We start from the raw sequence: 13,173 nt of genomic DNA on the forward strand, positions 1-13,173 counted from the left end.
TTATTTTATTAACTGCAGTCACACTCACACTCTATTATGATCATTTTTGAATGCGGTATGTTATACTATAACAAACCTTAATTGCAACAATATAACATACCAACTGTTGCAGTGAGTTTATTAACGCAAGGTACCGAGATAATCTTTGTGGGTTATACAACGTAAAAAACGTGTGGATGAACTTTAAAGTACTTTTTATATAAGTTTAGGGTTTTTAGGAAAATAATGATCTTCTTGTTGCTTACATAAACTAAATTCACGGGTATTTTTATAAGGTAGTTTCATAAATCCTGCGACACCAACATCAGTAATATTGACGGCATATTGCATTAGCTTATTAAGCAAACGCTTAAACTCAACTTCTTTTGTTTCATCAAGTAGTCGGTAGTAGTGGTGAATCTTCATTCTGTCGGGCAGTGCTTCAAAAATAATACACCCTGTGTGGTGGATCTGGTTAAGCTCAAATACACATTTAATAACTTTTTTGGGTAATTGTAATTGCTCGTCAGGATCTTTACCGTCTTCAAAGTACGAGTGTGGCCGTGTTATTTCGTTAGCTTTCATACTAACGACTTCGTAATCAAGTTCAGGTAGGCTATCAAATTTAAATGCACCAGTCCCATCGCGCTCTAACTGAATCGTTTTACGTGCATCAAATAAGCAGCACTTAAATAACCCTTTTTGATTAATTGCTTGGGCAAGCATCACCGTATTATTTATAGCATCGCTAAAGGCATCGCCTAAAGACTGGTCATGTATAATTAAAGATGATTCAACAAACAGCGAATCATCTTTCCAATGAAAACTAAGCCCACCCACAGCGGGGTATTTAGCCAGTCGGCTAATTGAAGCTAAAAATGCTTTTTCTGTATCGCCAGTATCAAATAGAAATTCTTTATAGTAACGATCGAGTTGAGCATCGTTTACGTCAAGTAACTGCTGATTATGATCGGCCTGGCGTAAAAACTGTTTACGTGAACTATATACGACCGTGTCAGGCTGTTCTTCTCGCCCATACCAAAATGGTATGGCCGCTTTTTTTCGATTTTTTTCAAGGGTAGGTAAATAAACTTTAGCCATAGTGTTAATATTGCGCATAAAGTAATCGCCAGCGCTATCGCGTATCGCTTTATTTTTACAAAGCATGCCATCAATAACTTTAGCTAGCTCTTTTGGTAATCCTAAACTGCTTGCAGGTATTGCTTGAGCCCCAAAACGGCACGACTGCGCTGATGCAAGTGCATACAAAGTAGCGGCTACACCTTGTTCATCAAAGCGAGGGGATGATTGCTCACCCGACATTTGTGCTTCACCAATAAAGTAAACATCGCCCATACGCGCATTAGTGGTACTTAAGTCGCCCGACATTAAATCCATAAAGTTACTAGCAACTGGATTACCATCACTATCAACCTGGGCAAACACAGAGCTGCCCCAATCAACTAACGACAACGCATTGGTATTTTTATCCCATACAAGGTTTGAAGGTTTTACATCACCATGGACTATAGGCTGCGGACTTACTCCATTTTTATGACTTCGCAAATCAATTAATACATTACGTAACCTAACCGCTAATGCCATTATTTGCGCCGCGCTGAAGCGCCCAGTTTTAAGCGATACTTTTTCAAGATCTTCACCAATGGCCCTTGCCATCATTAAAATCCCTTGTTTTTTGATACGCTCAAATGCATAAAAGGTTGGCACTAACGGGTTATTAATTTGCGAAAGCATATACGCTTCATCTTCAAGCCGATCTCGTACACTCTGTGCAAGCGTAATACGCGAAAACTTAAATACCCAAGGTAAGCTGTTACCGTCATCCCCTGCAAACACAAAACCAAACGCACCCGACCCAATCATTTCAACGTTTTTATAGCCCAGCAGCGTTAACTGCTTAATACAGATATTAAGCCATTGACGATGTTTTTTAGCATCGCGGTGTGAAAGCAAATAGACAGATTGCTCTTCGTTGATATAAAAATTGCGGATTTCTTTGGCTTTCAATGCGGGCACTCAAATTTATAAGACTAACCAATTATTAGTTTTATGTAATGAGATTACAATAGCTTGAATAGGAGTTTTTAAATCGTTGAATAAAGTAGCGCCGTGTTTATCCTTCGCGGTTAAATTTACAGCAGAGAATTAATTGTAAACGTTAACGCTAAAGCTTACTTAGCTAAAAGTAAGCTAAAAGTAAGCTTTTACAATCAACTGTATATAAATACAGTTCATTGTTATTTTACTAACTTTCAATAATACGAAGATGCTTAAGTGATGATACATTTATGTGCGTTTGATAATAATATTTATTAGTTGCTCTACCGCGACTCATAAAATCGATAGTTACTCGTTTAGCTTCGCCTGTTACTTCTATTGTTTTATCAATAAAAAAGGTTTCTACAGGTTGTCCGTATTTACTTTCAAGCTCTGCTGCTACATTTGGCTTTATTGATATCGTAATTGAACGTCTATCGCGGTAATCTGTTTCTGTATTTAAATACAACCAATTACCCTGAGCCCCTGCCGCTTTAATGTGAAACTGGTAAGTGCCAACAACTCCTTTTGGTGCACTTTGCTCGGTTAAAGCTATAAGGTCCATATTTGTAGTTGTACGCTGACTTACTTCACTTTTATTAGGAACAGCACTACACGCGCTAAGCGCTAATACGCTGAAAAGAGTTATATACTTCAAGATACAATTTCCTTGCTTCTTTTTTGTGTTAATAAGAATGTAATGGCATTAATAATACCACTGTATGCATCATTGTTTCTATAAGAGAACCAAATAGTTACAATCAGTTAAGGAGCATTACGCTGAGAAGGGTTTGTTTTAAAGCTTTTTAACGTACTTTGCGGATTTACCACCTCTGCATGTTGTTTAGCTGCTTGCGCCCACTACGTTAATTGACTAAATGTTCGTAAAAAATAATTAAACCAAGGCGATCTATCTTGCCCTCCGATTGGCTTTCCATCCACATTAAACAAATCTTGTGCTTTGGCTACATGGATCATCGCAGAAACCGGTAAACACCGAGCTCAAATAAAAAAGTTCGCATAGTGACCACAGCTCTTACCCCACCCCATTGCCCTGCAGAATAAGTAACATTAGGTATTTTCAGTTAAAACAAGGTAAATCAAGCGTATAAAGCAAGTCTATTACAAATAGATTCAACGCACTTCGTTCTAAGAGAAACACTTTAAAATGGACTTATTCTTCAATGTTTAAGTTAAAGTTTGAGCGAAAGCAATATACTGAAATACAGCTTTCGCAAATACAATAAGTTATCACCTAATGACTTAAATAAGCCATTAAGGTAATGAGTGCAACATAAAAACAAACACCTAATAAACAGATCAAGTTAACCTTTTTAGCTTTTCTCACCTTAAACGAGGCAAAATCTTTAATATCATTTTTAAACTGCCCAAAAGTAACTACTTTCAATACCACACAGCCCGTAGAATAAAATAAAAAGCCTAAAATGGTATCAACCAGTAACCAAGTAAAAATCTCTACAAATACACTCATACTATTTCCTTAATTCGCATTAATATAAAACATCCGTAGTTTATTGAAAAATAATTTAGCAAGGCTGTAATCTATATTACAGTCCAACTCCAAGTCTTTTTAACAGCTTAAATGCTATTTCTGCATTGTTCGCTATTTTCATAACTTTTTCGTTTTCAGATGTTGCTTCGTTTACTTCTATTAATAATACATGTAACTCTTTAAGATCGTCATCCGAAAAGGCTTTGCGTAATTGTGGCGTTGAAAGCGGCAATGAGTTCGTGAGCTCATTTGCAATGCTGGAAATATCAGCATCAAATTCATTTTTTATATCATTTAAGCTCATGCTCATATCCCTTTATTTAAAGTCCGGCAGTGTTTAATGAGTCATTTATAAATGTGCTTATAGCAGGGGGAATTGGAATTATCTTTCCAACTTCTTTAACGGCTGATTGTTGAAAATTAACAATCGCATTAGCACTTATTAATAGATTAGTAATACTTTCATTTGCGGCAATAGTATTTTTGGTGTTTGACATAATTATACTTTTCATACTATTTGCTTTAGCATTAATTTTAGATCTTACCTCATCCCTGATCAGAGCAGATAAACCAGCTACGCCCTCTTGCTGTTGCGCTGTTAATACCGCGTTTTGTGCAATACTTTTTTTAGAGCGGTAGCTCTCATTCGCCTTTGCATACACTTTTGACCATTTTTCATCAAGCATACTGTACGCAGATAGCTCCCAAGCCTTAACCATTTCAACACCGTTTTCACCTAAGGCGTTTATACCCACAGACACTTGTTTATTTACATCAATTGCCGCTTGAGGAATATTGCTACAGCCTGTTATCGCTACAACAAATAGTGAAGCAATAAGCGTGATATTTTTGATCTGCATATATTTTATCCCAACGATCGATTTTTATAAAATGAATGATATAAACATATGTCCGCTTGCATTTTTTAGGTTTTTGATAAGACCGACATTAATATCACTGTACTAAATGAGACCAATTGAATTAAATTAATACTCTATTATAGCGATAATATTATAGCGCAATAACACGACGAAAGTTATGACATAATTAATGAGTTATTTAAGACACTCAAATGATCATACTTTTAATGAATTGGTATTAAATTGCCAAATCAACTGCTTTTCGCGCATGTACGTACGTTGTATCTAAAAGCCTAATATGCGTATCTTCTTGTTTAATTAGCATACCGATTTCAGTACACCCTAATATGACGGCCTCCGCTCCTTGCTCAGCAAAGGCATCAATTATTCTTAAATATTCAGCTTTAGATGATGTAAGAGCGCGCCCTAAACAAAGCTCTTTATAAATGACATTATGAACAATAGCCCTATCTGATTTTTCTGGAATTAAGACCGACAAATCGTGTTTTTCTTTTAACCGACTTTTATAAAAATCTTGCTCCATAGTAAAAGCAGTACCAAGTAAACCAACGGTTTTCACTCCCATTTTAATAAGTATTTCTGCTGTTGCATCAGCGATATGGATCAAAGGGATAGTTATACTTTCCTCAATTTGGGGAGCAACTTTATGCATCGTATTTGTGCAAATTAATAAAAAATCAGCACCTGCACGTTCAATATTTTTTGCCGCTGCGCAAAGTATTTCCGAAGTTCCATTCCAATCACCTTTGTGCTGGAGTTTTTCGATTTGATCAAAATCAACGCTATACATGACAATTTTAGCTGAGTGTAAGCCGCCAAGTGACTCCTTAACGCCTTCATTTATCACTTTATAATATCCGGCAGAACTTTCCCAACTCATGCCACCTAAAAGACCAATTGTTTTCATACAGTGCCTAACACATATAGTATTTCAGTTGGTTTATCCTAGTAGTTAGCCAATTAATTGTCTATCACATAACGTTTTTATATACAGTTAAGTGTAACCAATTGTTTAAAATGTGGTTTACTTAGTTGAAGACTTTCTTAAAATACATTCATCCACTACTAAGTCTTTTCATAAACAGATAACAACTTTACGCCTGTCACTTTCGTTTATTGATAAATTATGTTTTGATGAATGAAGCTGAATAGCAAACCTTTGGTTGTTTAACAACTTCATTCATAACAGAGCCCGTAGAAGCTTAAATAACCTGAACTCTGGTTAAGAGATTTACTAACGTATTGAATAATGGTGATATTTAAGTTTATTTTCTTTAGCCTGAGATTTTCAGTGAAAACAAGGCGAACTTACGTGTCAATAGCGGGCCTATTACGAGTAAATTAATCGCAGTTAGCGCTGAAAATAGCTGCTCGAGATAGATTTATTATTCAGAGTTCAGGTTAAATATAATAAGAGAAAATAATGGCAAAATTTAATAACAATAGCGTAGTTATATTAAGCGCAGTACGTACCGCTATAGGTAGTTTTGGTGGCAGCCTGAAAAATTTCACCCCATCCGAACTTGGCACACTTTGCGCAAAAGAAGCCATTTCCAGAGCCAAACTGTCACCCGATCAGATCGGCTCATGTGTAGTAGGTAAAGTAATACATAATGGCCCTAAAGATGCTTATCTATCGAGACTTATTGGCTTAGACGCTGGATTACCTATTAGCAGTCACGCAGTGACACTCAACCGATTATGTGGCTCGGGTTTAGAAGCCATTATACAAGCAGCCCAACAAATTCAATTAGGCGATGTAGATGCAGCTTTAGCAGGCGGAACAGAAAGTATGAGTAGCTCTGGTTATACCTTAGAAAGTAACCGGTGGGGCCAAAAAATGGGTAATAGTATCATGGTGGATGAATTAACCACCACATTACAAGATCCGTGGGATAATAACCCAATGGGAATAACGGCTGAAAACATTGCAGAAAAGTATAATATTACTCGTGCACAACAAGACACCTACGCAGTCCAAAGTCATCATAAAGCGTCGAAAGCTATTATCGCAGGGCATTTTAAAGAACAAATTATTGCTATAGAAATAAAATCAAGAAATAGCGCCCGCATTTTTGATACTGACGAGCATGTTCGCGCTGATACAACGGTAAAAAAACTATCGACCTTACCACCCTATTTTAAACAAAATGGCACAGTGACAGCAGCAACATCATCCGGTATTAACGATGCAGCGGCAATGTTGGTACTTATGTCAGAACAAAAAGCGCAAAAACAAGGCTTAAAGCCTCTCGGAAGATTAGTCGGTTATGCAAGATCAGGTGTGGCCCCCGCATTAATGGGAACAGGGCCTATTCCAGCTGTAAAACAGGTATTGGAAAAAACAGGATTAACAATCGACGATATGGATGTGATTGAGTCAAATGAAGCGTTTGCCGTACAAGCGTTGTGCGTAGCACACGAGCTAAATTTTCCTGAGCACAAAGTAAATCCAAATGGCGGCGCAATTGCTTTAGGTCACCCTGTTGGCGCAACAGGTGCTATTTTATCTACTAAGTGCCTTTACGAACTTAAACGTATTAATGGTAAATACGGTTTAGTCACCATGTGTATTGGTGGCGGACAAGGTATTGCTGCTATTTTTGAAGTGCTTTGACGGCAAAATTTTTGAGTGCTTTATTTATAAAAATTTAACAGAGACTACGCTTTATAAGAAAATAAGACATTAAACAAGCATGCCGTTAATTACATTATTACTCTCATCTCTCAGTACAACTTTCTCCTGCGGGGCTTAATGCCCCACAGTTTATTTATCGGCCCGCTACTTGTATATCAGGAATTTTTAACACCGATAGCAACTGGTTTATCCATCACATTAATTAAGCATTATTGCGAATTGGTATAAGCCATATTCAACAATAAAACCTAAACAAACGATTTTTTATTTATCCACTACCGTAACCTGAAGCCATTAGTTATTTTTTGTAGCTGTTTACTAAGTTGATCTAGCTCCATACTCGCAGCGGATACCTGATCAGCACCTGCTGCATTATCAATAGCAGCTTGTTTAATTGAATCAATACTATGCGCAATTTCTTCAGACATGCTACTTTGTTCATGCGCTGCTGTTGCAATAATTTCAGCTCGACGGGCTATATAATCTATTTGGTCTACGCTATTTTTTAATAATTTTGCGCTTTGATTTGCTGTGGTAATCGTTGATTTTGTCTCATCAATTGATTTATGCATTCCGGTAACAGCTTGTTGTGTGCCAGCTTGTAATAGCTCAATCATATGCTCTATATCGGCTGTTGAGTTTTGTGTTTTCTTAGCAAGTTGTCTAACTTCATCCGCAACAACAGCAAAGCCTCGACCATGTTCTCCGGCTCTAGCAGCTTCAATTGCAGCATTGAGTGCTAAAAGGTTTGTTTGCTCAGCAACAGAACGAATTACCTCGAGTACTGTATTAATATTTTGTGCATTATCTTCTACACGCTTAATAACTAATTCAGCATTAGTGATGGTATTGTCAAGTGAGTGCATTTTTACGATAGTTTGCTGTAAATTAACATCCGCAGAATGTGATGTTTCCCTTGCTTTAACACTTAAATCGGCTACTGCACGAGCACTTTCGGAGACCTCTTCAATAGAAGTATTTGTTTGCGCTATGGCATTAGCAACATGTTCAATACTCGCATGTTGCTCTTGTAAGCTGGCATTTGATTGCGTACTGGCCGCGCTCGTTTGTGCAGCTGTAGATGCAAGTCTGTCAGTTGCTTGAGATATTGTGCTTATTGTTTGGTGCAAATAGGTATTCATTTTTGCCATAGCTCCATATACACCAATCTTAGGTGTATCCGAACCAAACTCCTGACTAAGATCACCATTTGCGATACGTTTGCTAATAGTCTGCATTTGCGCAGGCTCACCGCCCAGAGGTTTAATTATAGAACGAGTAATACCTAGAGCTGCAATAATTACAACAACAAATGAAAACAATGCAATAAGGCTTATAACCCAGTATAAAGAATAAATAGGGGCGAACGCTTCAACCTCATCTATTTCTGCCAGTAAAACCCAATTTAATTGTTCAAATTTAAAAGGTTTATACGCAGATAACACTGGGTTGCCGTTATAATCGATGATAATTTCGGTATCAGTATAACCCTGAAGTGCTTTTTGGACTGCAGCAGTATCCACTCCATTATTTTTTACGTTACCAGCAAAACTTGCAACAACCGAATGACCTTCTGGATCTAAGTAAGAATCGGAGCGCATTAATAAATCATCACCTACCAGATATGATTCACCTGTTTGCCCCATGCCCTCACGTGTTTGCATAATATTATTAATTGCATTAATTGATAATTGTAATGCGATTACCCCAACAACTTCATCATCAATAATAATCGGTTGACCAATAAATGCGGCAGGCTCCTCGTTACTCGGTGCATACTTCGAAAAATCAACTACTTCAAACGAGCGAGTTATCATTATTTTTTCAAAAAGAGTGGCTAGGCCCGACGTTTGATAGGGCCCTGTTTTAAGGCTAGTTAAATAATCGGCTTCTTTTGCAAAGGTGTAATCTATAAAGCCCGCAGGGCTAATTACAAATAAGTCATAATAACCTTTATCCGTTATAAACCCATCAAACCATGTATGATTTACTGTGGTAAGCTCTGATATTGAGAGGTCAGGGTTATGCTTTGATAAGCTTTCCCAATTTTTTGTTAATAAATTTAAATCTGTTTTTGTACCTTTAAAATAATCGTAAAGTTGCTTGCTTTTTATATGGCTTATTGATGAAAGCTGATTATAGGTTTGTTTTTCTAATCCTTGAGCAGATATATATAAGGATAATACGGAAATTATGCCTGCGGGTAGTAAACCTAAAAGCAAAAATGAAAGTAGTAACTTAATTTTAATGGACATGCTCGTACCGATTCGAGATTTTGGGCGCGAGATCATACATGACCTTTTCTCTTTTTATAAGAATCTACGCAATATTATTGTAAATAAACGTTAACGCTATTGTTATAAAAAGGATTAATAGAAAGCTACACAAGACAGCCACGCTAATTTAATTAAAAAAACTGTCCCTGCGTAAAGTGCAAAATTTAAAATGGGTGCCATCGTTAATTTCTTGAGAGATATCTGGATCAATATTCATTACGGGAGATGAACCGCCCATTGCACTTTCTGCTAATAAAAAGCGCATGATGGGTGGTGTGGGGCTGGAGGTTAGAGACCTCCGGCTACCCGATTAGAGTGAAATTACTCCAAGATATTACGTGTCATTGTTCTCGAAAAATCATAAGTATCAGGATCCTGAGGGCTTCTATCAAGAGTAATTAGTTCATATAGTCCTTCCACTTCATAAACTTTAATACGAGTTACTTTTGTAGTGTTTGAAGTCAATGTAACTGTTGAATCTAAAATAGACCAATAGCCTTCTTCTACTGAATCAGCCGTATTTATTCGATAAGTTTTATTTGCTGAAATAAACAAGACTTGTTCCATATTTGAGTATTCACCAATTAATTTATTAGCTGTAACTCTCGGGTTTATATCTACGTCTTTAAAACAACCAGTTAATAAAAAAAGTAAATATAAAAATAGCGCATATTTGAGTAGCTAAATTAGATTTCATTTGTAAATTTATATTATTAATTAATACTCTAAAAAGGAGATATTTCATCTCAAGTTTGGCTTTCACTCTAACGAGCCTGTAGATTAACTCGTTTTTTATTTCTTTTTATTGATAAACAAACCATAGCTGAGTTCCTATTTTGATTCAATCGATTACTGTACTTTATGCAGAATATAAAGTGGGAGTTTGGTGTTGTTTTAATTGACGTTTTGGAAGAAATTACGAATGTTTTAGTGGCTTTATTGAGGTTAAAAGGCTTTACCCATTCTTAATGCATCGTGTTTTGAAGTTTTTCTATATTATGAACAAGGCAATACAGTTGCCATTGCGCATTCACTTTCGTTTGACCTCGTAAGGTCAATTTATTCATGCCTTTATTCACTGTAATGTTTCGCTTTTTATTTAAAGGAAAGCAAGCTCAATACAGCCGAGTCGTTTGCCATTCTTTAATAAACAGCTGTCGTCGCCCTATTGGGCTGTCTATTTTGACCTTCATTTTGTCGATGTAGCTTAGCTTTTTACGCGACTCATTATTTATAAACTTCACCTGTCGCCCTGTTTTCATAGGTGGCTTTCGCATACATTGCTGTTGCAGTGGGCATACATAAAATAGCCACAACGCTAAAAAATTATTATCCCCACGTGATTGATTGGTTTAAAGAAAAAGACACTCAAATATTCTGTGACTTCTTACTGCGTTGGCCCTCTCTTGCTCACGCTAAAAAAGCGAGAAAACAAACACTACTCGACTTCTTTAATCAACATAATTCCCGCTATCCACTCGTTAATGAAAAGCGGATAAAAGAAATAAAGGATGCAGACATACTCACCGATGATATGGCGGTGATCACGCCAAACTTATTGCTTATTGAATGCCTCGTTCCGCAACTTAAACAGCTGATGTTGGCAATAACACGATTTGATGACGAAATTAAAACACTTTATAAGCAACATGCAGATCGCGCTATTTTTGATAGTTTACCAGGTGCAGGCCCACAATTAGCACCTCGACTATTAGCCGCTATGGGGTCAAATCGTGAGCGCTATAAGTGCGCCGCTGACATACAAAAATACGCAGGCATTGCTCCAGTAACCGAACGCAGTGGCAAGAAAGAATGGATACACTGGCGGTACTCATGCACTAAATTTTTAAGGCAAACATTTGTGGAATGGGCAGGATTATCTGTGCGTTATTCATTTTGGGCTAAAGCATCGTTACTTGGCCACGATAGTTGGCAGCAAGAAGCCAAAGGAAAACCCCATAATACCATCATCGGATCATTGGCATTTAAGTGGATACGAATTCTATTTAGGTGCTGGAAAACACATACGCCCTACGATGAATCAACTTACTTAACCGCATTGAAAAGTAAGGGATCACCGCTGTTAAAATTTGCGGTGGAAAGTGAGCTTTAGCGCTTGCTGTCCACCTCAGGGCGTGTTGTTAGTTGCCCGCTACTATGAACCTTTATTTTTTGAAAACTAAAATGAGACTAAAAAATTGCAGGGTCAGTCACATCCCATATTTTCAGCTTAGTTAGGATTTTCGGTATTTCGTAAGTAAAAACATTTGCATCGAGTGAGGAGCTATTACACATACCAACAAAGGCTACTTGCTCCTTGGGTCTACGAATATAACTAGTACTTGTGCCCATCCATCCGCCATTGTGCAGCGTATAATTTGGCTCGATATATTGCCCGTTAGCATAAAAAGTTATTCCGTTGCTTTCGTAGGAGTGTTGGCTATTTGGTGTATTAAATTGAGTCATTATTTTGTTAGGGGCATCACCTAATTTCGGGGTATAAAAGTGATTATCCCAAATCAACATATCTTCGAGTGTAGTGTATAGACCACCGTCACCCACAACAAAAATATTTGTTTCATAACGCTTTAATCTATTATCTTTAAATGTTCTATATCCTTCGGCACGGTTAGGTACTATCTCTCGCATATCATCAGCGAAAAAAGTGCTGTGCATACCAAGCGGTTCAAAGATGTATTTTGTAGTGTACTCCCGCATGGACATACCACTGACGTTAGCTACTAACTCCGACAATAAAAAGTAAGCGAAGTTACTATAGGCTTGTTGAGTATCAGGTTGATGCTCTAAAGGAAGCGATTTTATGACATCGTAGTATTCTTCTTTGGTCAGGTAATCCTCATCACCAAACCTGAACGGACCACCAGCGGTGGACAGTAGTGGTTTGGGTAATAGCGATTTGAGGGTATCGTAATCTGCCATTCCTGAAACGTGACCTAACATTGAGTTAATAGTTACTTTTACACCATAGTCTTTCAATTCAGTAAGATGTTTCCGTATATCATCATAAAGGTTAATTTCCCCTTTTTCTGCTAATAACAATACCGCAAACCCGGTGAATTGTTTGGATACAGATGCCATACGAAATACTGATATTGAACTGAGCGGAACCTGGTGTTCGATGTTTGCCAAACCGTAGCTTTTCTTGAATAAAAATTGTTGATTCTTAATAATACCTACAGAGCACCCCGGTCCATTAGTTGGAATAGACTCTTCTGCAATTCTATCAATTTCCTTTTCCAGCAGCGTTAGTTGGGTTTCGTTTCCCATAACGCTAAATGAAAGTAACAAAATAACCCCAGCGATTCCTTGAATACTTTTATACATTAATTTTCCCTTTTTTTATTATTAACTATTCTGATAGTTGTGTAGTTTCATCACTTTCCTTTACATCAAGCAGATAAATAAACTACGTAACACCTCGTAGGTTTGCTTTTTTGTTGAAAAAGTCAACAAAGTGATAAAAATAAGCAAAACAGTATGCTCACAATTATTGTTATTGGTTTAGCATAGATTGTGTCGATAAGTCCATTAGCTACATATTCAGATGAATATACTATGAATTCACCAAACACCTTAATTATTGGATCTAAGAGGTAGACAAATACCATTGAAGCAGCGACTCCAGTGATTATTCCTACTTTAACCGATTTTTCCATAATATCACTCGATGTTTATTTTTGATCTAACGAGCCTGTAGATTAACTCGTTTTTTTATTTATTTTTATTGATAAACTAACCATAGCTGAGTTCCTATTTTGGTTCAATCGATTACTGTATTTTATGCAGAATATAAAGTGGGAGTTTGGT

13 protein-coding genes and 1 pseudogene are annotated in these 13,173 nt (G+C 37.0%); 2 read left to right on the top strand and 12 right to left on the bottom strand.

Annotated elements, in window-relative coordinates; all coding sequences use genetic code 11:
• Positions 1 to 195: 195 nt before the first annotated feature.
• The 7 genes and pseudogenes from H5119_RS09770 to H5119_RS09795 form a co-directional block, all read right to left on the bottom strand.
• Positions 196 to 2,007: a protein kinase domain-containing protein gene (locus H5119_RS09770; protein ID WP_182702082.1), complete on the bottom strand. Its 1,812-nt coding sequence runs from the start codon at positions 2,005 to 2,007 to the stop codon at positions 196 to 198.
• A gap of 238 nt (positions 2,008 to 2,245) precedes the next feature.
• Positions 2,246 to 2,695, bottom strand: coding sequence for a hypothetical protein (locus H5119_RS09775; protein ID WP_077537878.1), 450 nt, complete (start codon positions 2,693 to 2,695; stop codon positions 2,246 to 2,248).
• 107 nt (positions 2,696 to 2,802) lie between these two features.
• Positions 2,803 to 3,107, bottom strand: a pseudogene (locus H5119_RS20460) (NADPH-dependent FMN reductase); the annotation flags it as partial.
• A 185-nt stretch (positions 3,108 to 3,292) separates the two neighbouring features.
• Positions 3,293 to 3,529, bottom strand: coding sequence for a hypothetical protein (locus H5119_RS09780; protein ID WP_182702083.1), 237 nt, complete (start codon positions 3,527 to 3,529; stop codon positions 3,293 to 3,295).
• A 76-nt stretch (positions 3,530 to 3,605) separates the two neighbouring features.
• Positions 3,606 to 3,854 carry a hypothetical protein gene (locus tag H5119_RS09785; protein WP_182702084.1) on the bottom strand — a complete coding sequence of 83 codons (249 nt, stop codon included), beginning with the start codon at positions 3,852 to 3,854 and terminating at the stop codon, positions 3,606 to 3,608.
• Positions 3,855 to 3,870: 16 nt separating this feature from the next.
• Entirely contained in the window at positions 3,871 to 4,410 is a 540-nt protein-coding gene (locus H5119_RS09790; protein ID WP_182702085.1) for a hypothetical protein, read from the bottom strand.
• 238 nt (positions 4,411 to 4,648) lie between these two features.
• Positions 4,649 to 5,338, bottom strand: a complete 690-nt coding sequence (locus H5119_RS09795; RefSeq protein ID WP_182702086.1) for an aspartate/glutamate racemase family protein — start codon at positions 5,336 to 5,338, stop codon at positions 4,649 to 4,651.
• Positions 5,339 to 5,854: 516 nt separating this feature from the next.
• Here H5119_RS09795 and bktB point away from each other — a divergent pair.
• Entirely contained in the window at positions 5,855 to 7,048 is a 1,194-nt protein-coding gene (gene bktB / locus H5119_RS09800; RefSeq protein WP_182702087.1) for a beta-ketothiolase BktB, read from the top strand.
• 296 nt (positions 7,049 to 7,344) lie between these two features.
• Here the strand turns inward: bktB and H5119_RS09805 are convergent, their stop codons facing one another.
• The 4 genes from H5119_RS09805 to H5119_RS20465 all read right to left on the bottom strand — a co-directional run bounded on the left by H5119_RS09805 (position 7,345) and on the right by H5119_RS20465 (position 10,622).
• On the bottom strand, positions 7,345 to 9,324 hold the full coding sequence (locus H5119_RS09805; RefSeq protein ID WP_182702088.1) for a methyl-accepting chemotaxis protein: 1,980 nt from the start codon (positions 9,322 to 9,324) through the stop codon (positions 7,345 to 7,347).
• 342 nt (positions 9,325 to 9,666) lie between these two features.
• Positions 9,667 to 9,912: a hypothetical protein gene (locus H5119_RS09810; protein WP_182702089.1), complete on the bottom strand. Its 246-nt coding sequence runs from the start codon at positions 9,910 to 9,912 to the stop codon at positions 9,667 to 9,669.
• Between the two features lie 398 nt (positions 9,913 to 10,310).
• On the bottom strand, positions 10,311 to 10,412 hold the full coding sequence (locus tag H5119_RS20780) for a transposase (RefSeq protein ID WP_087531795.1): 102 nt from the start codon (positions 10,410 to 10,412) through the stop codon (positions 10,311 to 10,313).
• Between the two features lie 48 nt (positions 10,413 to 10,460).
• Entirely contained in the window at positions 10,461 to 10,622 is a 162-nt protein-coding gene (locus H5119_RS20465) for a hypothetical protein (protein WP_259399051.1), read from the bottom strand.
• 62 nt (positions 10,623 to 10,684) lie between these two features.
• Between H5119_RS20465 and H5119_RS20470 the strand changes: the two genes are divergently transcribed.
• Positions 10,685 to 11,458 (top strand): transposase, encoded by a 774-nt coding sequence (locus H5119_RS20470; RefSeq protein WP_310737442.1) that lies wholly within the window; start codon positions 10,685 to 10,687, stop codon positions 11,456 to 11,458.
• A gap of 77 nt (positions 11,459 to 11,535) precedes the next feature.
• On the opposite strand, the gene H5119_RS09825 is transcribed toward H5119_RS20470, so the two are convergent.
• Entirely contained in the window at positions 11,536 to 12,690 is a 1,155-nt protein-coding gene (locus H5119_RS09825) for a serine hydrolase (protein ID WP_182702090.1), read from the bottom strand.
• Positions 12,691 to 13,173 lie beyond the last annotated feature (483 nt).

The organism is Pseudoalteromonas sp. SG45-5 (assembly GCF_014164085.1).
GTDB classification, from domain to species: domain Bacteria; phylum Pseudomonadota; class Gammaproteobacteria; order Enterobacterales; family Alteromonadaceae; genus Pseudoalteromonas; species Pseudoalteromonas aliena.